This window comes from Rathayibacter sp. AY1G1, from assembly GCF_002932095.1.
Lineage (GTDB): Bacteria > Actinomycetota > Actinomycetes > Actinomycetales > Microbacteriaceae > Rathayibacter.
The window spans coordinates 1-19,382 of record NZ_PSUZ01000031.1; the positions used below are offsets into that span (position 1 = coordinate 1).

Here is a 19,382-nt window from a genome sequence, read left to right on the forward strand (position 1 = left end):
TCCTCGTGGCGGACTGGGCGAGCGTGCGGGGATCGTCGTCCTTCGGCGCGTCGCCGACAGGGGCCCCCTCGCTGAGCTCTCGGAAGACCTGCTGGCGCTTCTCCGGCGGCGGAGGCATGGGCTTCGGCGGCGTCCTCGCCTCCTCGATGCTCGGCACGATCGCCGGGTTCGCGATCGGCTCGGCCATCGCGGGCGCGTTCCTCCCCGACGCGGGAGGCGACTACGCCGGCGGTGACGGCGGGGGAGACGCCTCGGCCGACGGCGGAGCGGATGCGGGAGGTGCGGACGCCTCCGGTGCGGACGCCGGAGACGGCGGCGGCTGGGGCGACTCCGGCAGCGGCGACTTCGGTGGCGGAGGCGACTTCGGCGGGGGCGGCGACTTCGGAGGCGGCGACTTCGGCTTCTAGCCTCGTTGCAGAGGGTCCCCGATCACGGTCAGTGGTCGGGGGCCCTCGCTCGTTCCGGGCTAGTCCTCGTCGGTCAGCATCGCCTTCACCTGGCGGCGGAGGACCTTGCCGATCATGCTCCGCGGCAGCTCGTCGACGACGGTGATCCGCTTGGGCACCTTGTAGGGCGTCAGCGCCTCCCGGACGGCCTTGCGGGCGGCTGCGACGTCGAGCTGCGCGCCCGGCTCCAGGACGACCGCCGCCGCCACGGACTCGCCGCTGCGCGGATCGGGCAGGCCGACCACCGCCACCTCCTTGATCTCGGGCAGGCGGAGCAGCACCTCCTCCACCTCGGACGGCGAGACGTTGAAGCCGCCCGTGATCACGAGCTCCTTGATCCGGTCGACGATGCGCACGAAGCCGTCCTCGTCGATCGTCGCGATGTCGCCGGTGCGGAACCAGCCGTCGCCGGTGAAGGTCGCCGCCGTCTCGTCGGGCTTGCGGTGGTAGCCCCGGAACACCTGCGGACCGCGCACGACCAGCTCGCCCTGCTCGCCGGTCGCCACCTCCGTGTCGGGATCCTCGGGGTCGACGATCCGCACGTCGGTGCCGGGCAGCGGAAGCCCGACCGTCCCGGCGCGTCGCGTCGGACCGACCGGGTTGGCCATCAGGACCGGAGAGGTCTCCGAGAGGCCGTAGCCCTCGACGAGCGTGCCTCCGGTCAGCGCCTCGAACGACTCGACCAGCGCCGGGTCGAGCGGCATCGCGCCGGAGATGGCGATCTCGATGCCGCGGAGGGAGACGCCCCGCTGCTGCGCGCTGCGCGCCAGGCGCTCCGCGATCGGCGGAACGGCCGGGAGGAAGGTGGCGGGGTGCTTCTTGACGACCTTCAGCACCAGCTCCGGGTCGAACTTCGGGAACAGCACCAGGCGCGCGCCCATGCTCATCGCGAAGGTGAGGCAGAGCGTCAGCCCGTAGGCGTGGAACATGGGGAGCACCGCGTAGACCACGCAGTCGCCGCGGCGGACCGTCGGCACCCAGGCGCGCGACTGGGCGGCGTTCGCCGTCAGGTTCGCGTGGGTCAGCTCGGCGCCCTTGGGCGTGCCGGTCGTGCCGCTCGTGTACTGGATGACCGCGAGGTCCTCCGCGACCGGGCGCGGGTGCGCTGGGTCGATCCGCCGGCGCAGCAGCGTCTCCCACTCGATCGCGCCGCGGACCGGCCCGGTCAGCGCGGCGCGCGACTCCCGGGCCTTCTTCAGCGGCAGGCGGAGGGCTGCGCGCATCGAGGCGGGCATCGCGCGGGTGAGGTCGACGGCGACGACGGTCTCGACGCCGAGGTCGGCCGGGAGGTCCTGCACCGTCGGCACGACGCGGTTCCAGGCGATCGCGACACGAGCGCCGTGGTCCTCGAACTGGTGGCGCAGCTCGCGCGGGGTGTAGAGCGGGTTGTGCTCGACCACCACGGCGCCGAGCCGGAGGACGGCGTAGAAGGCGACGACGTGCTGCGGGCAGTTCGGGAGGACGAGGGCGACAGGATCGCCCGCGCGGACGCCCAGGCGGCGGAGGCCCTCTGCGGCCCGCTCCACCTCGTCGGCGAGCTGGGAGTAGCTGGTCGAACGGCCGAAGAACTCGAGCGCGACCTGGTGGGGATACCGCTCGGCCGACTCGGTGACGATGTCGACGAGCGAGCCGGTCGGGAGCTCGAGCTCCGTCGGCACGCCGGGCGCGTAGCTGCGGATCCAGGGGCGGGGCGGGTGGGTGCTCACCCGCCCCACTCTAGGAGGAGGTGCCGGGGCTCAGGCTCCCTGAGCCACCGCGTCCTCGATCGGGGTGGGACCGGAGACGATCTCCCACGTCTTCGCGATGGAGGTCGGCTGCGCCAGGGCGGCGATCACCGTGGCGGCGACGTCCGCTCGGGGGATGCTCCCCTTCTCGACGGAGGTGCCGAGCGTGATCGTGCCGGTGCCCTCGTCGTCCGTCAGCCCGCCCGGGCGGAGGATCGTGTAGTCGAGGCCGGAGTCGCGCAGTGCCGCGTCGGCGTCGCGCTTGGCCTCGACGTAGGCCTTCCAGCCCTCCTCCGTGTCCTCGGGGAGCGGCTCGTCCACACCGATCGCGCTGACCTGCACGAAGTGCTGGACCCCGACGATCGCGGCGGCCTTCTGGCTGAGGACGGACGCCCCCAGGTCGACGGTGCGCTTGCGCTCCGGGCCCGAGTCGGGTCCGGCTCCGGCGGTGAAGACCATGCCGTCGACGTGGCCCAGCGCCTCGGCGAAGGCCTCGGGCGTCGTGTCCTCGAGGTCGTGCACGAGCGGCTCGCCGCCCAGCCGGACGATGTCCTCGGCGTGATCGGGGTTGCGGATCACTCCGACCGACTCGTGGCCGGCGTCGTAGAGCAGGTGCAGGATCTGCTGCCCCACCTTGCCGTGGGCTCCGATGACGGCGATGCGTGTCATGGACGTTCCTCTCCTCGTCGGGGCGGGTCGCCCCGTGTTCGTGGTCCCCTCCATCCTGCCGCGGCGTCCCTGGACGCCCCCAGGCCTTGACGGCGTCCGGGCGCCGGGCCGTCAGGCGGCGAGGCGGTCGTCGCGTCCGGTGATGGCGAGCAGGCGGCTCTGGAGGGAGGCGGCGTCGTCGACCGGCACGGGCGCGGCGTAGAGGCCGCTCGCGCGCAGGGTCTCCTCCTGGGGTGCGAAGAGCTCCCAGACCGCTGCGACGAGCTCCTCGTCCAGCCGCTCGTCGCTGCCGGTCGCGCGGGCGAGGTCCCAGGCGTGGACGGTCACATCGGCCGTCTGCTCCTGCAGCAGCTCGACGGCGCTGACGGTGTCGCGCCCCAGCTGCACGGTCGCCGCCGGGTCGACGGTGCGGACAGCGACGCGCAGGCGGTCGGTCACGCGGCGCCACTCGCTCCTCAGATCGGTGGCGACGGACTCGAGTCGCAGCGCCGACTCGTCGCCGCCCGAGAGGAGCGTGTGCGCGCGCTGCTGCTCGCGGACGACGTGCAGCACGAGCGCGCGCGTGTCCCACTCGGTGTCGGGCGTGGGGGCCGACCAGTCCTCGACGGCGCTCAGCCGGAGCTCGAAGGCGCGGTGGGCGCGGTCCTGCAGATCGAGCCAGCGGCTCATCTCGGCGCCGGGGCCGGTCTCGGTGGCGGTGGGGGAGTCGGGCTGCTCGTGCGTCATGGTCTCTCCGGAGCGTCGTGGTGCTCGGGTCAACCGCGAGTGGTCGGCGCTCATTCCCGGCCGGCCCGCGCGCAGCGGTCGAGCGGCCGATGTCGGTGGTGCGTGCGAGCATGTCCCAGGGCGTGGGCGAGCAGGACGGAGCGGCGTGAGCAGGCAGGACGGCACGGCGTGAGCGAGCAGGACGGCACCGCGTGAGCAAGCAGGACGGCACGGGGCGGCAGGTCACGACCGAGCCCTTCGACGACCCGCGCGCGAGCATCATGCACATCGACATGGACGCGTTCTTCGCCTCCGTCGAGCTGCTCGACCGGCCGGATCTGCGCGGGAGGCCGGTCATCGTGGGGCACCACGGAGCGCGCTCCGTCGTCACAGCGGCGACCTACGAGGCGCGCCGCTACGGCGTCAACTCGGCGATGCCCATGGCGGTCGCCCTCCGCCGCTGCCCGCAGGCCGTGGTCCTCGAGCCGCACATGGAGCGCTACCGCGAGGCCTCTCGCCGCGTCATGGCGATCTTCGACTCCTTCACGCCGCTGGTCGAGCGCCTGAGCATCGACGAGGCGTTCCTCGACGTCGCGGGTGCCCGCCGCATCTCGGGCTCGCCGTTCGCGATCGGCACCGAGATCCGCCGCCGGGTGCACGCCGAGCTCGGGCTGACCTGCTCGGTCGGGATCGCCAGCACCAAGTTCGTCGCCAAGCTCGCCTCCGGCCGCTCCAAGCCCGACGGTCTGCTGGTCGTCCCCGCCGACGGCGTCCGCGAGTTCCTCGATCCGCTGCCCGTGAGCGCGCTGTGGGGAGTCGGCGCGAGCACGGAGGAGGCGCTCGTCCGCCGCGGTCTGCGCACCGTCGCCGACGTCGCGACCACCCCGCTGCCGTCGCTGGTGTCCGCCCTCGGCGAGGCGACCGGGAGGCGCCTGCACGCCCTGGCGAACGGGGTGGATCCGCGGCCGGTCGACACCCGCCAGATCGAGAAGAGCGCCGGACACGAGATCACGTTCGCCGACGACGTGGCCGACCCCGAGCTCGTCCGTCGTGAGCTGCTGCGGCTCTGCGACAAGGTCGCCGTGCGGATGCGCCGCTCGGGAGTGCGCTGCCGCACCGTCGCGGTGAAGGTGCGCTTCGGCGACTTCAGCACCCTCACCCGCTCCCGCACGCTCGTCGAGGCGACGGACGTGGCCCGGGTCCTCTACGAGGCCTCCTCCGCGCTCCTCGAGGCGGCCAACCCGATGCGGCGGCCCGTGCGGCTGATCGGCGTGCGCGGCGAGCAGCTGGTCGAGGGCGACGACGTCGCGTTCTCCCTGTGGAGCGACTCCGACGACTGGCGCGACGCGGAGCTCGCGGTCGACGGCGTGGCCGCCCGCTTCGGCTCCGGGGCCGTGCGTCCCGCCTCGCTCCTGTCCCGGTCGGCTCCCGAGTCGGCCAAGGGGATCGACCTCAGCGACACGCTCGCTACGCGGAACCGATCGTCAGACTGATCGGGCGGTGGTCGGAGCCGTTCGGCGGCAGGACCGCGACGGTCGCGGCGGTGACGCCGTCGGCGAGCGCGTGGTCGAGCGAGACGAGCGGCAGCAGGGACGGCCAGGTCGCCGGGAAGCCGACTCCGCCCGTGCGGACGAGACCCGCCTCCGCCAGCACCGGAGCGAACAGGTGGTCGTCCGTCGGCGTGTTGAAATCGCCGATGACCAGTGTCCGCTCCGACGCGTCGTCTCGAAGAGCGGTGGCGAGGTTCGAGAGCATGGTGTCCCGCTCCTCGTGGTCGCCCGGCCGGAACGAGGCCAGGTGCACCACGAACAGGCGCGCGCTGCCGACCGGCGTGTCGACGTCGACGGCGAGCGCGCGCTCCCAGCCGAGACCGAGGTCGAGCGGCTCCTCGTCGGTCAGCTCGGTCCGGCTCCAGACGCCGACGGTGCTCGAGACGGACAAGTACGGGTACTCGTCGGCCAGCTCGGCGTCGACCGCGTCCACGGCGTCTCCGTCGAGCTCCTGCAGCGCGATCACGTCGGGGCCGCGGGCGGCGAGCGAGGCGGCCAGCCCACCGGCGTCGCTGCTCGTCTCGATGTTCTGGCTGACGACGGTGAACGAGCCGGAGCGCACGGCCGGCGCCGGAAGCGCGACCGGCAGCACCAGCACGCCGTAGACCATCGCCAGCACGGTGACCGCGGCCGCCGTCCGGCGCGACCGGAGGGCCGCCGCGGCCGCGATGAGGAGCAGCACGAGCAGCCCCGTCCAGGGGATCCCGACCTCGAGGACCGACAGCCAGCCGATCGGATCGGGCAGCGCGCGGTGGAAGGCGAGGAAGGCGGCGAGCACGAGGCTCGCGACCGCCACCGCGGCCGAGCGCACGGGGCGGCGGCGGCGGGTGCGGGCGGACATCCGTCGATCATGGCAGCAGGTCCCCGGAGGTCCATGGACGAGTCCTGTGCGCCCCGGCGGGCCGCTTGTCGCCGCGGAGAGCCGCGGAGTACCGTCGCACCATGCCCAACATCGCAGTCTCCCTGGCCGACACCGTCACCACCGCGGGTACCGCGACGATCTACGGCGAGCCCGTCACCGTCGACGGCGTCTCGCTCGTCCCCGTCGCCCTCCGCTGGTTCGGTTTCGGCGGAGGCAGCGGCTCCGAGGACGGCCAGGAGGGCGGCGGCGGAGGCGGCGGCGCCACGGTCATCCCGATCGGCGCCTACATCAAGGACGACCTCGGCCTGCGGTTCCAGCCGAACGTGATCTCGGTCCTCGCCGTCGGCATCCCCTTCGTGTGGGTGACCGGCAAGGCCCTCGCGCGCATCATCCGCGCCCTCAAGAAGTAGCCGGAGCGGCCCCGCGTCAGCTGGCGCGCTGCTGGCGCGCGGGGTACCACTTCTTCTTCGTCCGGCCGAAGCCGACGATCAGCCGCTCGGCGTCGTCCGGCCGGCGGGGGTCGTAGATCACCGCGGCGGGCTCGCCGGCCATCCACGCGTCCCCCCGCTTCAGCGGGTACTTCTGCGCGCGCTTCTCCACACCCTCGGCGGTCCGGTAGACGACCAGGAGCCTGCCCAGATCCCGTGCCGAATCGCGATCGCCGCGTGCCGGATCCGGCCCGACGACGCGCGCCGGCACCCGCGTGCCGTAGCTGAGCAGCTCGCGGCGGATCCGCGCACGGCGCTGCCAGAGCAGGGCCTGCAGCAGGACGATCAGCAGCACGGCCAGGACGACGACCACCGACCACGACATGACGTCTATGATTGCCGATGAACACGGGAGTCCGGTGCACCGGGCTGAGAGGAAGGCAGCAGCCTTCGACCGTCGAACCTGATCTGGGTCATGCCAGCGAAGGAACGTTTCGATCTCCTCTTACCAACCCGTGCCCTCCATTCGCTTCCACGAAAGGGCACGTCAGTGCAGAACACGAACGCGCAGAACACGAACGCGCAGAACACGAACGCGCAGAACACGAACGCGCAGAACCTCACCTCCTCCGCCCCGGCCCGGCGCGATCTGCGCTGGCGGGTCGTCGACATCGTGGTGGCGAGCGTCGTCGCCGTCGCGAGCGGGATCGTCTTCTGGGCCTGGGGCCTGGCGACGAACGTCCTCGGCCTCGCCTTCGAGTTCCTGCCCGGGCTCGGCGGGCTCCTCGGCGGCGGCTGGCTCTTCGCCGGCGTCCTCGGCGGCCTGATCATCCGCAAGCCCGGAGCCGCGCTCTACACCGAGCTGGTCGCCGCGGCCGTGTCGGCTCTGATCGGCACCCAGTGGGGCTTCACCGTGCTGATCTCCGGACTCGTGCAGGGACTCGGCGCGGAGATCGTCCTGGCGCTCTTCCTCTACCGCAGCGGCCGTCCGCTCGTCGCGATGCTGGCCGGTGCCGGTGCGGGGCTCGCCCTCGCGATCAACGACCTGCTGTCGTACTACGCCGTCAACGACGCGCTCTTCAAGACCGTCTACGTCGCCTCCTCGATCGTCTCGGGCGCGCTCCTGGCCGGGCTGCTGTCCTGGTTCGCGGTGCGGGGGCTCGCGGCCTCGGGAGCGCTGGACCGCTTCGCCTCCGGGCGCGAGGGCCGGACGGTCGAGGGAGCCGGCGCGGGCGCTCGATGAGCGGCGCCTCCGTCCGGGCGCGGGGCTGGAGCTGGCGGCACGCGGGACGCTCCCGCGACGCCCTCTCCGGCCTCGATCTCGCGCTGGAGCCGGGGGAGCGCGTGCTGCTCCTCGGCCCCTCCGGCGCGGGAAAGAGCACGCTGCTGCACGCCCTGGCCGGCGTCCTCGGCGGGGAGGAGGACGGCTCCGCGGCCGGCGAGCTCGAGATCGACGGAGCGGCGCCGCTCACCCGGCGCGGTGTCGCTGGGCTCGTGCTGCAGGATCCGGACACTCAGGCGGTCCTGGCGCGGGTCGGCGACGACGTCGCGTTCGCCTGCGAGAACCTCGGCGTGCCGCGCGAGGAGATCCCCGCGCGGGTGCGGGAGGCACTCGGCGACGTCGGGCTCGACGTGCCGTTGGACCACTCCACCTCGGCGCTCTCGGGCGGGCAGAAGCAGAGGCTCGCCCTGGCGGGTGTGCTCGCCATGCGTCCGCGGCTCCTGCTCCTCGACGAGCCCACCGCCAACCTCGATCCGGACGGTGTACGCGAGGTGCGGGCGGCGGTGGAGCGCACGGCCGCCCGCACGGGGGCGACGCTGATCGTCGTCGAGCACCGGGTCGACGTGTGGGTCGGCCTCGTCGACCGGGTCGTGGTGCTCGGGCGGGACGGCGCGGTCGTCGCCGACGGCGCTCCAGTTGAGATCCTCGATCGAACGCACGACGTGCTCCGCGCCTCCGGCGTCTGGCTGCCCGGTGACACCCCCGCCCGGCGCGGGGCGAGCGTGCTGCCCTCGCCCGCCGCCCTGAGCGCGCACGACCTCGCCATCGGCCGGCCCGTCCTCGGGCGCCGCCGCTCGACCATCGTGGCCTCGGGGCTCGAGCTCGCCGTCGACTCCGCGCGGGCCACGGCCGTGCTGGGACCCAACGGCGCGGGGAAGTCGACCCTCGCGCTCACGCTGGCCGGTCTCCTGCCGCCGGTCGCGGGGCGGGTGACCGCCTCCGAGTCGCTCCGCGCCGGTGCGGGCCCGGAGCCGATCCGCTGGACCTCGGCTCAGCTCGCCGGACGGATCGCGATGGTGTTCCAGGAGCCGGAGCACCAGTTCCTCACCGCTCGCGTGCGCGCCGAGCTCGCGCTGGGCGCCCGCGACGAGACGGAGCGGCATCGGGCGGAGGAGCTCCTGGAGCGCCTCGGCCTCGCGCACCTCGCCGACGCCAATCCGTTCACCCTCTCCGGAGGCGAGAAGCGGCGCCTGGCCGTCGCGTCCGCCCTCACCCGGTCGCCGTCCGTGCTCGTCCTCGACGAGCCGACGTTCGGGCAGGACCGCCTGACCTGGGAGGTGCTCGTCGACCTCCTCGCCGAGCAGCGCGACGCGGGCACGGCGGTGCTCGCCGTCACCCACGACGAGGCGCTGGTCGCCGCCCTCGCCGACTCGGTCGTCACCCTCGGCGCCCGCGAGGCGGTGTCGGGATGACGCTCCTCGACTCCGTTCCCGCGCGCAGCCGGATCGCCCGGGCCAACCCGGTCGCCAAGCTCCTCGCCAGCCTGGTCATCGCGTTCGCGCTCCTCCTCACGGTCGATGCGGTCTCCGCGGCGACGGCGCTGGCGCTCGAGCTGCTGGTTCTGCCCTTCGCGGGGCTCCGGGCGGGTGAGCTCGTGCGGCGGACGGCTCCCGTCTGGATCGCGGCTCCGCTCGCCGGCCTCTCGACAGTCCTCTACGGGCGTGACAGCGGCGCCGTCTACGCGGAGTTCCTCATCGTCTCGGTCACAGAGGGATCCGTCGCCCTCGGGCTGGCCATCGCGCTGCGCGTCCTGGCGATCGGACTGCCGAGCGTGGTCCTCATCGCCACCACCGACCCGACGGACCTGGCGGACGGCCTCGCGCAGATCCTGCGACTGCCCTCGCGCTTCGTGCTCGGCGCTCTCGCCGGCATGCGGCTCGTCGGTCTGCTCGTCGACGACTGGCGCACCCTGTCGATGGCCCGCCGGGCCCGCGGGGTCGCCGACGGCCGCGGGCCCGTCGAGGCGCTCCGCAGCCTCGCGGCCCGCACGTTCTCGCTGCTCGTGCTGGCCATCCGGCGGGGGAGCAGGCTCGCGACGGCGATGGAGGCGAAGGGCTTCGGCTCCGGCGTCCCGCGCACCTGGGCGCGGCAGTCGCGCCTCGGAGCCGGCGACCTCCTGCTGCTCGCGGGCGGAGTGCTGATCGCTGCCGTCGCCGTGACCGCCGCCGTCGTCACCGGCTCCTGGAGCTTCGTCCTGCATGGCTGAGCGGATCCTGCCGCTGACGGATCGGACGGCGGGCGACCTCGCCCGCTCGCTGATCGCGCGTCGCCGTCGGACGGTGCTGCTGGACGGACCGAGCGGCTCCGGCAAGTCGACGTTCGCGCGCGCGCTGGTCGAGCAGCTCCGTCTCGCGCCGGCGGCACCGTCGGTCGCGCTCGTGCGGATGGACGACCTCTACCCCGGCTGGACGGGCCTGGACCGGGCGTCGCGGGAGACGGCCGGGACGCTCGTCCGCCCCCACGGCCTCGGCCTCGCGGCGCACTGGCGGCCCTGGAACTGGGCCGCGGGGACGACGGCCGGGCGCCGCGTCGTCCGCGAGCCGCTTCTCGTGCTCGAGGGCTGCGGATCGGCCGGCGCCGCCGCGCGCCGCCACGCCGATCTGGTGGTCTGGCTCGAGGCCGACGACGAGGTGCGGCGCGTGCGCGCGCTCGAGCGCGACGGCGAGCTCTTCGCTCCGCACTGGGACGCCTGGGACCGCGACTTCCGCTCCTACTGCGCTCGGGAGCGGCCCCGGGAGAACGCCGACCTCGTGCTGGACACGGGCGGCGGGGGAGCGGTGCGCGGCTGAGGGGTCCCCTCCGAGCGGGGCGACGCGCGGATGCCGGTGGGGGGCTCTCCCTCGGCGGCGATCAGGCCCAGCCGAGCTCGTGCAGCCGGTCGTCGTCGATGCCGTAGAAGTGCGCGATCTCGTGGACGAGGGTGACGTGGATCTCGTCGCGCAGCGCGTCCAGATCGTCGCACGCGGCGAGGTGCGGCTCGCGGAACAGCACGATGCGGTCGGGCATCTCGCCGAAGCCGTAGCGCTCGCGCTCGGTGAGGGCGACGCCGTCGTAGTAGCCGAGCAGATCCAGGGTCCCGTCCTCGGGCCGGTCCTCCACGACGAACACGACGTTGTCGAGCCCGTCGACCATATCGTCCGGGAGCGCGTCGAGCTCGGAGATCACCAGGGCTTCGAAGGCGTCCTCGTCCAGCTCGAGCATCCGGGACCTCTCTGCGTCGGCGATCGCTGCCGGTCGCCGGATGTGCGACGAGGCCCGGAGTCGGAACTCCGGGCCTCTTCCGCTGCATGCACAGCCACTGGGGTGAGTAACGGGGCTCGAACCCGCGACCTCCTAGACCACAACCAGGCGCTCTGCCAACTGAGCTATACCCACCAGGAGCGTGTTCCGGCGGGGTGACCCGCCGAAGCAACTGTACGAGAGTACTACATCCGCGAGGCGAACTCGTCCACGACGGCGGCCGACACGGCCTGCACCTCGGCGGTGCTCGGCCCCGGCTGCTCCACGAACACGGCACGGCGGTAGTACTGCAGCTCGCGGATGCTCTCGAGGATGTCGGCGAGGGCGCGGTGTCCGCCGTGCTTCTTGGGCGCGTTGAAGTAGATGCGCGGGAACCAGCGCCGTGCCAGCTCCTTGATCGTGCTGACATCGACGTTGCGGTAGTGCAGGTGGCCGTCGAGGCGCGGCATGAACTTCGCGAGGAAGGCGCGGTCGGTGCCGATCGAGTTGCCGGCGAGGGGGGCCTGCTGCTCGGCCGGGACGTGCTTCAGCACGTACTCCAGCACCTCGTACTCGGCCTCCGCGACGCTGACGCCGGAGGGGATCTCGACCAGCAGGCCGGAGGTCTCGTGCATCGACCGGACGAAGTCGCCCATGTTCTCGAGCGCGGTCGCATCGGGCCGGATGACGAGGGAGAGCCCCTCGTCGAGCGGGTTCAGCTCGAAGTCGGTGACGACGACGGCGATCTCGACGAGCTCGTCGACGGAGAGGTCGAGCCCCGTCATCTCGCAGTCGATCCAGACAAGACGGTCGGGGGCGCTACTCATGCGGGGCAGTCTATCGGCGGCCGCCGACACCCGGTCCGGCCGTCCCGCTCCTCCTACACTGGACCCTCGTGATCACGCTCGCCTGCTGCCTCCTGATCGTCAACGCCGTGTGGAACGCGATCGTCTGGCCGCCCTTCCTCCGCCGCGTCCGCAAGGACCCGCGGGCGCGCGACGCGGACGGCCGCGCGACGACCTTCCTCCGCGTGCACACGGTGCTCATCGGCGTGTCGCTCGCCCTCGCCGTGGTCTCCCTGGTCGTGGGAGTGCTGGGACTCGTCCGGGGCGCCTAGGCCCCGGCGGGCGCGGCCTCTGCGCTTCGGTATCGTGGTCGGAGTCCGCCCCCGTAGCTCAGCGGATAGAGCAGGAGCCTTCTAATCTCTTGGTCGCAGGTTCGATTCCTGCCGGGGGCACCATCGGATCGGGAGCGCGCCGGTCGCCGTCCCTAGTCTTGTCCCGGTGGCGTGCGGATCAGCGTCGACGCCTCGCGCCCGTCCTTCGACCGCGTCGCGGCCTCTCCTCGGGCGGCGCTGCGCTCCTCCGAGGAGTGACGCCCGGCACCCACGGGGTTTTCCTCCGCTCCGGTGACCCTCGGACGAGGACTCGCGGTCGCTCCACCAGTAACACACCGGCAAATCGGAGGCAACACCGGCGTGTTTCCCACCCGAAGTCGTTTGAGTGTCATTCAGGCACCTAGTCTTGGGGTGTCCGGAATTACAACGACGTAACGAACGGAGGTACGACCATGCTGCTCCTCGCCATCCTCGGTGGAATCGCCGTCGCGTGGACGATCGTCGCGGCGCCCCTCGCCGTACTGGTCGGCCGAGTCGCCCGTGCACGTGATGCACACAGCTAGTCAGTACACGCACCGCCCGCACCACGGAGAAGGCCCCGATCGCACTCGCGATCGGGGCCTTCTTCTCGTGGTCGGGAGCACTCAGACCGAGCTGCGGTCCTGGCCTCGGTCGTCGTCCGAGGCGGACCGCTCGAACCGGGCCTCGTCCGCCCGGACGACCGCCTCGTCGTCGGCCGGCACGTCGTCGCGGTCTCCGTCGGCCGGAGCCGGCGGCGTCGCGTCGTGCTCCGCGTCCGGCTGCGGCTCGGCGGCAGGAGCCGAGCGCTGCGGGTCGACGGGCGGCAGCTCCTCCACGGGACGCTCGCGCGACGGCACCTCCAGGCGGTCGACGTCGGCGAGCAGGCGGCGGGTCTCCTCCTGCGAGGCGTCCCCGGCCGACGCGGGGAGGACGATCGTGGGCGTCTGCGGGGCTGCAGAGCCGGAGGCGGAGCCCGCGCCGACGACGACCGGTGCGACGGCGGTCGGTGCGGCGGCCGGGGGAGCGGTGCGCTGGGGAGCGGCCTCGGCGGTGCTCGCGGCCCGATCGGACGACGGAGCGGACTCGGCGGAGCGGTCTCGACCCGTCTCCGAGAAGCGCCAGTGCTCGAGGTCGGCGAGGAAGGCCTTCCGGGCGCGCCCGGGCTTGTCCCGCCACTGCACGAGGCGGTCGCGGAACTCGCCCACGCTCGCCTGCGTCTGGTAGCCGCCGGTGCTCGACGTGTGCTTCAGCTCGGCGAGCTCGTGAGCGGCCCAGTTGGCCGCGACTCCGGAGCCCTTGACGGGCAGGAGGCGCAGGTGCGTCTCGGCCTGCGCGGACGCGCGGTCGCTGAGGACGCGCTCCGGGCTGCTGAGGACGTTCCAGGCCGAGGCGTCGACCGCGGCGTCGACGAGCGTCGCGATGACCGCGTTCTTCCGCTCGTGATCCTGCTGACGGATGAGGCGCGCGATGGAGGCTCGGAAGACGGAGCCGATCACGATCGCTCCGACCACCACGGCCAGCAGGACCACAGCGGCCGTGAAGACCGCCTGGTGCCCGTCGCTCGTGCGGATCCAGGACATGAACTCGTTCCACCACTGCATGGGGCGAACGCTATCCGGGGCGGTCGCCGCCGCCCGTTCGGCACGCCGCCGACCGGGCGGATCGGCGCGTCAGGCGACGCGGAAGACCTCGATCGCGTCGTCGACGCTCCAGAACTCGCCGAGCTCGGCGCCGGCGGGCATGCCCGCCCGCAGCAGCCGGGCGCGGTACCGCTCGCCGAGCGGATCCTCGACCAGCTCGATGTGGCCGACTACAGCACCCGAGCCGGTGCTCACGCGCCACAGCCGGGCGTTGACCCGGGTGAGCGTCGGCGGGGTGCGGGTGGCGTGCAGCGTGGACAGGGACATCGGTTCCTCCTGCTCGAGTCTCGGAGCACCCACCGGCCGAGTGCTGTCGCAGACTACGGCCGACCACCGACATCCCCGCCGGGGCGTCAGCGCAGGGTCGTGCCGTGCACCGCGAACTCCTCGATCGCGTCGATCTCCTCCTGCGAGAGGGGGCCGGCGTCCAGCGCGGCGACGTTCTGCTCGAGCTGCGCGACGCTCGACGCGCCGATGATGGCGCTCGTGACGGTGGGCACCCGGAGCACCCAGCTCAGGGCGAGCTGGGCCAGCGACTGGCCGCGCTGCTGCGCGATCGCGTTCAGGCCGCGGGCGCGCGTCAGGTACGCCTCGTCGATCCGGTCGGAGGAGAGGAAGCGCGACGTCGCCGCACGGGACCCCTCCGGCACGGTGCCGTCGAGGTAGCGGTCCGTCAGGAGCCCCTGCGCCAGCGGCGAGAAGACGATGCAGCCGGTGCCGAGCTCGTCGAGCACGGGGAAGAGGCCGTCCTCGGGTCCGCGGTCGAAGAGCGAGTAGCGGGGCTGGTGCAGGAGGAGCGGCACTCCGCTGCCCGCCAGTGCCGCCTGCGCGGCCCGGGTCTGCTCGGGCGAGTAGTTCGAGATGCCGGCGTAGAGCGCCTTGCCCGACTCCATCGCCGAGACGAGAGCGCCCATGGTCTCCTCGATCGGAGTCTCCGGGTCCGGCCGGTGCGAGTAGAAGACGTCCACGTAGTCGACGCCGATCCGCTGCAGGCTCTGGTCGAGCGAGGAGAGCAGGTACTTGCGCGAGCCGCCGTCCCCGTACGGGCCGGGCCACATGTCGTATCCGGCCTTGGACGAGATGACGATCTCGTCTCGGTACGGGCGGAGGTCCTCCGCGAGGATGCGGCCGAAGGCCGTCTCGGCGGCGCCGTAGGGCGGTCCGTAGTTGTTCGCGAGGTCGAAGTGGGTGACGCCCAGGTCGAACGCGCGGCGGAGGATCGCACGCTGCGTGTCGAGGGAGCGGTCGGATCCGAAGTTGTGCCAGAGACCCAGCGACAGGGCGGGCAGCAGCAGGCCGCTCCGTCCGGTGCGTCGGTAGTCCATGCGGTCGTAGCGGGCGGGGGCGGCGTCGTAGCTCACGCCGCGACTCTATTGCAGGGGGCGGATCCGCGGAATGCAGGGGGCGGTGAGCGTGTTGGACCGACTGACGCCTCCGGCACCCCGGACGCGTCGACGCGACAGGAAGTGAGTCACACGCAATGCGCACATTCGTACTCGCCGGAGGATGCTTCTGGTGTCTGGACGCCGTCTACCGCGTCCTCGACGGCGTGACCGACGTCGTCTCCGGCTACACCGGCGGCCGCACGACCGAGCCCGACTACGAGGACGTCTGCTCCGGGCGCACCGGCCACGCCGAGGCCGTCGCCGTCACCTTCGACCCCGAGGTCATCCCCGAGCAGGTCGTCCTCGACGTCTTCTTCACCCTGCACGACCCGCGACAGCTGAACCGCCAGGGCAACGACGTCGGCACGCAGTACCGCTCGGCGATGTTCTACTCCTCCGACGAGGAGAAGGAGCTGTTCGAGACCGCGCGCGACCGTGCGTCCGAGTGGTGGGACGGCCCGATCGTCACCGAGATCTCGCCGCTGGGCGTCTACTACCCCGCCGAGGACCACCACCAGGACTTCTTCGCGAAGAACCCGGGCCAGGGCTACTGCATGGCGGTCGCACTGCCCAAGGTGAACAAGATCCGCAAGTCCTACTCGAGGTACATCACCGCGTCGTAACGCTCCTCCACAGGGGACGATCCGCTCGTCCTCTCCCCAGAAGGGCCCGCCTCCACCTCGGAGGCGGGCCCTTCGTCGCGACACTGGCCCTGCGGCGCCCGAGCGGTACCAGCCCCCTCCGCCCGGGCGCCGTGCCCGTCGCAGCCGTGGCGGGGCAGGAGTAGAGAGGACACGACCATGACCGACACGCTGACCGTCATCGGGACCATCGGCACCGAGCCCCGGAGCATCGACACCTCCAGCGGCACCGCGATGACCAGCTTCCGGCTCGCCTCGACGCAGCGGCGCTACGACCGCTCGGAGCAGCGCTGGGTCGACGTCTCGACCAACTGGTACACCGTCACCGCGTTCAACGGCCTGGCCGGCAACGCGCTGTCCTCCCTGTCGCGCGGCGACCGGATCCTCGTCACCGGGCGGCTCGGGGTGAGGGCCTGGGAGGCGGGAGGCAAGGCCGGTACGGATGTGGTCCTCACGGCCGAGGGCATCGGGCACGACCTCGCCTGGGGGACCAGCAGCTTCACGAAGACCGTCGGGCGCGCCTCTGCTCCCGCCCCTGCCGCCGAGCCCGCGTGGAGCGAGGAGGCGCCGCGCGAGGGCGCCGCGGCGGGGGACTGGGGCGCGTCGGGCCATGACCGCGGTGATGCCGCGCCCGAGCCGCCGGTGGCGGCGGGCGTCGGCGGAGGCGCTCCCGGTCTCTCGGTAGGATCCGGGGAGACCCCGTTCTGATCCGGGGGACCGGAGCGAGAGCCGTCCCGGTCGGGAGGAGCCGGGCGTGACACGGAACCGAGCGGCCCGCATCGCGCTCGTGCTCGGCGGTCTCGCCGTCTGCCTCTCCGGCTGCACGTCGCCGTCGGCGCCGGACCCCGTGGTGTCCTCCTCCGCGGCCGAGGCGCCGGCACCGGCGGAGTCCACCGCACCCGTCGCCTTCGTGCCGGGCGGGACGACGGAGCAGAACCTCCCCGTGTTCGAGCAGACCCTTCGCGCGGCGGCCGAGCCCGATCCGGAGGTGAGCGGCTCCAGCGTGGTCGACGCGCTCGTCGCGGCGGGGTTCTCCCGCGAGTCGATGCAGCTGACAGCGGACGAGACCTCGGTCGGACTCGACGCGGACTCGGTGCAGGTCTCCGTCAAGCTCGGGGAGTCGTGCCTCATCGGCCAGTACGGCCCGAAGAGCGGCGGGGTGCGGGCGGTGATCGCGGCTCCGATCGCGACCGGCGCCTGCCTGGTCGGCCGGACCGTCCCGATCCAGGGCTGACGCGCCGGCCTCGACCGGGAACCGCTCCGCCATGCGCCCCGGTCGGGGTCCGGAAGGGCGAAAGGATCCTCGACAAGCCCCCTCGCCCGTTGAGCCCGAGAGAGCCCGGAATTCACCCGTCGCTCCAGCAGGACCACTCCGACCGGTGCGGATCCGAGCGTGAGCACAGCCTCGTGCGAGCGGACCGGTCGACGATCCCGGTGGTCGGCGGCGCCCTCCCCTCCCCGGGACGCCGCTCCGCACGGTTAGGCTGCCCTGACCGACACGTGGGCCCCAGCGCGGGCACCGCGACGGACGTGCCGACAGGAGTGCTCGGCACGAGGACCACGACGAGGGGGAACTCGCCATGACCACATCCCGACCGCAGACGACGACGCGAGCGAGGTGGAGGCGCGCCGCCATCGCGGTCGCGAGCACGGCAGCCGTCGTCCTCGGAGTGACGACAGGAGCCGGAGCGGCCGCCGCCGAGCAGGAGCGTCTGTCCGCGCAGGTCAGTCCCTATAACTGGTCGACGACGGAGACCTTCTCGGCCGCCCAGACCGCTGCCGTCGCGGGCGACGTCACCGGGCTCGACGTCACGCTTTCCGACTCCGCTCGGCCGACGGGACCGTACCCGGCGTTCACGACCTACAACTGGGCCATCGGGGACTACGACCTCGCCGGGTCGGCGACCCTCGCGTCCGGAAGTCGCAGCTTCCGCATCGACCTGAAGCAGCCCCTCGCCTCGTTCGGCAGTGGAACCGTCGCTCTGCAGATCACTGCGCAGAAGCAGCCGATCAAGAACCCCGAGGAGCCGATCGGCCAGCCGGTCGACAGCGGCTACGAGCTGACCACGTCGGCGACCCTCTCCGTCGCCGGAGCCTCCGGCAGCGGCGGCGTCGGCGGGGTCGACCTCAGCGGGACCGCGCAGACGCTGCAGCGGAGCGCCGCGTACTTCGCGTACAAGAAGTACGTCGACGTCGTGGAGGTCAAGGGCGGCGACACCGTCGTCCTCGAGTCCAACCGGGAAGGCTTCTACGACCTCCAGGGGCTCGCCGCCTACGTCGGTCCCAGCAGGACCGAGCGGATCCCCGCCCAGGTGGTCGCGGACAACGATCAGTCCAAGGTCACCGTGACGATCCCGTCCAGCGCCTACGACGCCTATAAGGACCGCGTGAGCAGCCTGCTCCAGGTCACCGGCATCAGCAACGGCAGGGTGGAGCAGCCCCGCGGAGCGACCATCACGTCGGACGCCGCGGTCCGTGTGACGGGAAGCGGAGCCACCACCCCGCCGGTCACGCCGACCCCGACGGCCACCGCGACCACCCCGCCGGTCACGCCGACCCCGACGGCCACCGCGACCACCCCGCCGGTCACGCCGACCCCGACCACTCCTCCGGTCACGCCCACGCCGACCGCAACGCCGACCGCCCCGCCCGCCGGCTCGCCGGCCGTCTCGCGCATCTCGGGCACCGACCGTCAGGGCACCGCGGTCGAGGTGTCCAAGCGCACCTTCCCGGCGAACGTCCCCGTCGTCTACGTCGCCACTGGGCAGAACTTCCCGGACGCGCTCAGCGCCGGACCCGCCGCGGCCAAGGCGAGCGGGCCGCTGCTCCTGGTCGACCGCGACTCGATGAGCCAGGTCGTCCGCACCGAGCTGACGCGTCTCAAGCCCGCGAAGATCGTCGTCGTCGGCTCCGAGCTCAGCGTCGGCAGCCAGGTCTACAACGACCTGGCCGGGTACGCGACGAACAGGAACATCACGCGCCTCGGCGGAGTCGACCGCTACGACACCTCGAAGAAGATCCTGCAGTACGCCTTCCCCACCGGCTCCTCGAGGGCCTGGCTGGCGACGGGCGAGAAGTTCCCCGACGCTCTGAGCGCCAGCGCCGCGGCCGGCGCGAAGGACGCTCCGGTGGTGCTGACCAACGGAACCGGCTCCACGGTGGACCCCCTCACCCAGCAGATCATCAGCGGCCTCAAGATCAGGACGCTGACCATCGCGGGCTCCTCGCTCTCGGTCAGCGCCGGCATCGAGCGCTCGATCACGGGCCCGGTGATCACCCGCATCGGCGGGACCGACCGGTACGACACCTCGGAGAAGCTGAACAAGGCGGCCTTCACCTCGGCGAATACCGTCTACCTCGCGACCGGTGAGAAGTTCCCCGACGCCCTGGCCGGAGCCACGGCGGCGGGCTACACCGGGAGCCCGCTCTTCGCGGTCCAGCCCACCTGCGTGCCCCGGGCGGTCCTCGCCGACATCACCGCGTCCAAGGCGACGCAGGTGATCCTGCTCGGCAGCACGGACACGCTGTCCGAGGCGGTGGAGCGCCTGACGCCCTGCAGCTGATCCGCACCGTCGTCCGCTGACGCGATCCGCCCTCCCCACCGGCCCGGCCGGAGCGGAGGGCGGTCCGCGTTCAGGCGCTCCCTCCGACGCGGACCGGCGAGTTCCCGTTATCCTCGACTGGTGCGGACGG

21 protein-coding genes, 2 tRNA genes, 1 pseudogene and 1 riboswitch are annotated in these 19,382 nt (G+C 72.7%); of the genes and pseudogenes, 13 read left to right on the plus strand and 11 right to left on the minus strand.

What is annotated here, in order from left to right:
• Positions 1-407, plus strand: a pseudogene (locus C5C36_RS15000) (hypothetical protein); the annotation flags it as partial.
• A gap of 59 nt (positions 408-466) precedes the next feature.
• Here the strand turns inward: C5C36_RS15000 and C5C36_RS15005 are convergent.
• The 3 genes from C5C36_RS15005 to C5C36_RS15015 all read right to left on the minus strand — a co-directional run bounded on the left by C5C36_RS15005 (position 467) and on the right by C5C36_RS15015 (position 3,565).
• Positions 467-2,152 carry a long-chain-fatty-acid--CoA ligase gene (locus C5C36_RS15005; RefSeq protein WP_104309990.1) on the minus strand — a complete coding sequence of 562 codons (1,686 nt, stop codon included), beginning with the start codon at positions 2,150-2,152 and terminating at the stop codon, positions 467-469.
• Positions 2,153-2,182: 30 nt separating this feature from the next.
• Positions 2,183-2,839, minus strand: coding sequence for an SDR family oxidoreductase (locus C5C36_RS15010; RefSeq protein WP_104223727.1), 657 nt, complete (start codon positions 2,837-2,839; stop codon positions 2,183-2,185).
• Positions 2,840-2,950: 111 nt separating this feature from the next.
• The gene (locus tag C5C36_RS15015; RefSeq protein ID WP_258059445.1) at positions 2,951-3,565 is read right to left on the minus strand and encodes a TIGR03086 family metal-binding protein; all 615 of its coding nucleotides are present in this window, start codon (positions 3,563-3,565) and stop codon (positions 2,951-2,953) included.
• Between the two features lie 191 nt (positions 3,566-3,756).
• Between C5C36_RS15015 and dinB the strand changes: the two genes are divergently transcribed.
• Complete coding sequence (gene dinB / locus C5C36_RS15020) at positions 3,757-5,037, plus strand: DNA polymerase IV (RefSeq protein ID WP_104223726.1); 1,281 nt, start codon at positions 3,757-3,759, stop codon at positions 5,035-5,037.
• Here dinB and C5C36_RS15025 read toward each other — a convergent pair.
• The gene (locus C5C36_RS15025; protein WP_104309991.1) at positions 5,012-5,935 is read right to left on the minus strand and encodes an endonuclease/exonuclease/phosphatase family protein; all 924 of its coding nucleotides are present in this window, start codon (positions 5,933-5,935) and stop codon (positions 5,012-5,014) included. The genes dinB and C5C36_RS15025 overlap by 26 nt on opposite strands.
• A gap of 101 nt (positions 5,936-6,036) precedes the next feature.
• Between C5C36_RS15025 and C5C36_RS15030 the strand changes: the two genes are divergently transcribed.
• Positions 6,037-6,366 carry a hypothetical protein gene (locus C5C36_RS15030; RefSeq protein WP_104223724.1) on the plus strand — a complete coding sequence of 110 codons (330 nt, stop codon included), beginning with the start codon at positions 6,037-6,039 and terminating at the stop codon, positions 6,364-6,366.
• A 16-nt stretch (positions 6,367-6,382) separates the two neighbouring features.
• Here the strand turns inward: C5C36_RS15030 and C5C36_RS15035 are convergent, their stop codons facing one another.
• Positions 6,383-6,769: a DUF3592 domain-containing protein gene (locus tag C5C36_RS15035; RefSeq protein ID WP_104223723.1), complete on the minus strand. Its 387-nt coding sequence runs from the start codon at positions 6,767-6,769 to the stop codon at positions 6,383-6,385.
• 14 nt (positions 6,770-6,783) lie between these two features.
• Positions 6,784-6,891, plus strand: a riboswitch (TPP riboswitch).
• Positions 6,892-6,934: 43 nt separating this feature from the next.
• Between C5C36_RS15035 and C5C36_RS15040 the strand changes: the two genes are divergently transcribed.
• The 4 genes from C5C36_RS15040 to C5C36_RS15055 are packed head-to-tail and all read left to right on the plus strand — an operon-like array spanning position 6,935 to position 10,455.
• Positions 6,935-7,627 carry an ECF transporter S component gene (locus tag C5C36_RS15040; protein ID WP_374953318.1) on the plus strand — a complete coding sequence of 231 codons (693 nt, stop codon included), beginning with the start codon at positions 6,935-6,937 and terminating at the stop codon, positions 7,625-7,627.
• Positions 7,624-9,078 carry an ABC transporter ATP-binding protein gene (locus tag C5C36_RS15045; RefSeq protein WP_104288236.1) on the plus strand — a complete coding sequence of 485 codons (1,455 nt, stop codon included), beginning with the start codon at positions 7,624-7,626 and terminating at the stop codon, positions 9,076-9,078. Before C5C36_RS15040 ends, C5C36_RS15045 begins: the two co-directional genes overlap by 4 nt.
• Positions 9,075-9,872: an energy-coupling factor transporter transmembrane protein EcfT gene (locus tag C5C36_RS15050; protein WP_104223720.1), complete on the plus strand. Its 798-nt coding sequence runs from the start codon at positions 9,075-9,077 to the stop codon at positions 9,870-9,872. Before C5C36_RS15045 ends, C5C36_RS15050 begins: the two co-directional genes overlap by 4 nt.
• Positions 9,865-10,455: an ATP-binding protein gene (locus C5C36_RS15055; RefSeq protein WP_219813876.1), complete on the plus strand. Its 591-nt coding sequence runs from the start codon at positions 9,865-9,867 to the stop codon at positions 10,453-10,455. The genes C5C36_RS15050 and C5C36_RS15055 overlap by 8 nt, the downstream gene beginning before the upstream one ends.
• Before the next feature lie 61 nt (positions 10,456-10,516).
• On the opposite strand, the gene C5C36_RS15060 is transcribed toward C5C36_RS15055, so the two are convergent.
• From C5C36_RS15060 to orn, 3 genes are all read right to left on the minus strand, one after another.
• Positions 10,517-10,867, minus strand: a complete 351-nt coding sequence (locus tag C5C36_RS15060) for a metallopeptidase family protein (RefSeq protein ID WP_104223719.1) — start codon at positions 10,865-10,867, stop codon at positions 10,517-10,519.
• A gap of 98 nt (positions 10,868-10,965) precedes the next feature.
• Positions 10,966-11,041, minus strand: a tRNA-His gene (locus C5C36_RS15065).
• 50 nt (positions 11,042-11,091) lie between these two features.
• A complete protein-coding gene (gene orn / locus C5C36_RS15070) occupies positions 11,092-11,712 on the minus strand; it encodes an oligoribonuclease (protein WP_104223718.1) in 621 nt (206 codons plus the stop codon).
• 68 nt (positions 11,713-11,780) lie between these two features.
• Between orn and C5C36_RS15075 the strand changes: the two genes are divergently transcribed.
• Together C5C36_RS15075 and C5C36_RS15080 are read left to right on the plus strand one after the other, a co-directional pair.
• The gene (locus C5C36_RS15075) at positions 11,781-12,002 is read left to right on the plus strand and encodes an SCO4848 family membrane protein (protein WP_104223717.1); all 222 of its coding nucleotides are present in this window, start codon (positions 11,781-11,783) and stop codon (positions 12,000-12,002) included.
• A 47-nt stretch (positions 12,003-12,049) separates the two neighbouring features.
• Positions 12,050-12,125, plus strand: a tRNA-Arg gene (locus C5C36_RS15080).
• Positions 12,126-12,646: 521 nt separating this feature from the next.
• Here C5C36_RS15080 and C5C36_RS15085 read toward each other — a convergent pair.
• The 3 genes from C5C36_RS15085 to C5C36_RS15095 all read right to left on the minus strand — a co-directional run bounded on the left by C5C36_RS15085 (position 12,647) and on the right by C5C36_RS15095 (position 15,024).
• Positions 12,647-13,624, minus strand: coding sequence for a hypothetical protein (locus tag C5C36_RS15085; RefSeq protein ID WP_104309992.1), 978 nt, complete (start codon positions 13,622-13,624; stop codon positions 12,647-12,649).
• A gap of 69 nt (positions 13,625-13,693) precedes the next feature.
• Positions 13,694-13,930, minus strand: coding sequence for a hypothetical protein (locus C5C36_RS15090; RefSeq protein ID WP_104223715.1), 237 nt, complete (start codon positions 13,928-13,930; stop codon positions 13,694-13,696).
• 86 nt (positions 13,931-14,016) lie between these two features.
• Positions 14,017-15,024, minus strand: a complete 1,008-nt coding sequence (locus C5C36_RS15095) for an aldo/keto reductase (protein WP_104309993.1) — start codon at positions 15,022-15,024, stop codon at positions 14,017-14,019.
• 119 nt (positions 15,025-15,143) lie between these two features.
• Here C5C36_RS15095 and msrA point away from each other — a divergent pair, with 119 nt between their 5' ends.
• The 4 genes from msrA (at position 15,144) to C5C36_RS15115 (ending at position 19,252) form a co-directional block, all read left to right on the plus strand.
• Positions 15,144-15,671 (plus strand): peptide-methionine (S)-S-oxide reductase MsrA, encoded by a 528-nt coding sequence (msrA, locus tag C5C36_RS15100; protein ID WP_104309994.1) that lies wholly within the window; start codon positions 15,144-15,146, stop codon positions 15,669-15,671.
• 177 nt (positions 15,672-15,848) lie between these two features.
• On the plus strand, positions 15,849-16,397 hold the full coding sequence (locus C5C36_RS15105; RefSeq protein ID WP_104232526.1) for a single-stranded DNA-binding protein: 549 nt from the start codon (positions 15,849-15,851) through the stop codon (positions 16,395-16,397).
• Positions 16,398-16,443: 46 nt separating this feature from the next.
• Positions 16,444-16,923: a DUF6993 domain-containing protein gene (locus C5C36_RS15110; RefSeq protein WP_104250552.1), complete on the plus strand. Its 480-nt coding sequence runs from the start codon at positions 16,444-16,446 to the stop codon at positions 16,921-16,923.
• A 346-nt stretch (positions 16,924-17,269) separates the two neighbouring features.
• Positions 17,270-19,252 (plus strand): cell wall-binding repeat-containing protein, encoded by a 1,983-nt coding sequence (locus C5C36_RS15115; RefSeq protein WP_104309995.1) that lies wholly within the window; start codon positions 17,270-17,272, stop codon positions 19,250-19,252.
• Positions 19,253-19,382: the final 130 nt, after the last annotated feature.